The 826-nt window shown below is 68.3% G+C and carries 1 protein-coding gene; it reads right to left on the bottom strand.

Going from position 1 to position 826, the window contains the following annotated elements; genetic code table 11:
- On the bottom strand, positions 1-826 hold an 826-nt coding region (locus ACYVDE_RS24725), incomplete at both ends, for an SBBP repeat-containing protein (RefSeq protein ID WP_460504172.1).

Below are 826 nucleotides of genomic sequence, written 5' to 3'. Positions count from 1 at the left end.
CACCGCGTCGAGGGCGGGGGCCAGCTTCACCACCACGCCATCGGAAGTGCCGCCGCGGTAGGCACCGCCCAGCCCCGCCGCCACCGGAAAATTGGCCGAGGTGGTGTGCGAGGCCACGTACACGTTGTCGGCCGCGTCCACCAGAATATCGCCGCGGAAAGGGTCGCCATAGTTGTGCGCCAGCTGCGGCGTCGGGCTGCTGGCCGACGTATTGAAGGCCAGCGGCAGCAGCCCCTCGTTGCCCGAGCCGCCCAGGTAAGTAGAGCCCCGCAGGGCCGTGCCCGTAGCATTGAGGCGGGTGATGACGAGGTCGGTGCCGTTGGGCGCGTCGTAGGGAGCCCCGAAGCCGAAAGGGTCGGCGGCCACGCCACTGGCAAACCGGCGCTGGGCCGCGGCGGCCGTCACCGGAAAATCGTCGGAGCCCGAAGTACCTAGCACCAGCAGCTCGCCCTGGCTGTTCACCACCAGGCTGGTCGGAAAATCGGCATCGTTGCCGCCCAGGTAGGTGGCCCACACCCGCGCCGCCGGCCCGCTCACGTTGGTGTTGAATTTGATGATGGCGATGTCGACCAGCGCCTTAAATGTGGTCTGGAAGGCGCCCGCCGTGGTCGGATACCCGATGTCGAATGCAATGCCGCCTGTGTACAGGTTGCCGGCCGGGTCGTAGGTAGCCGTAAAGCCCCAGTTGTTGGCCGCCGAGCCCGAGTAGCTGGCAAACACCACTACCGGGTCGATGGTCAGCGCCCGGGCGTGGTCGTAAGCGCCGAGGGCGAAGCGCACGGTGCTGCCTTCAGCCAGCACGTAGCGGCAGGCCACGGCCCGGCGC

The sequence above is a fragment of the Hymenobacter agri genome (assembly GCF_054778495.1).
Note: the sequence above shows the minus strand (reverse complement) of the source record. Positions and strands in the feature narration are given on the sequence as shown.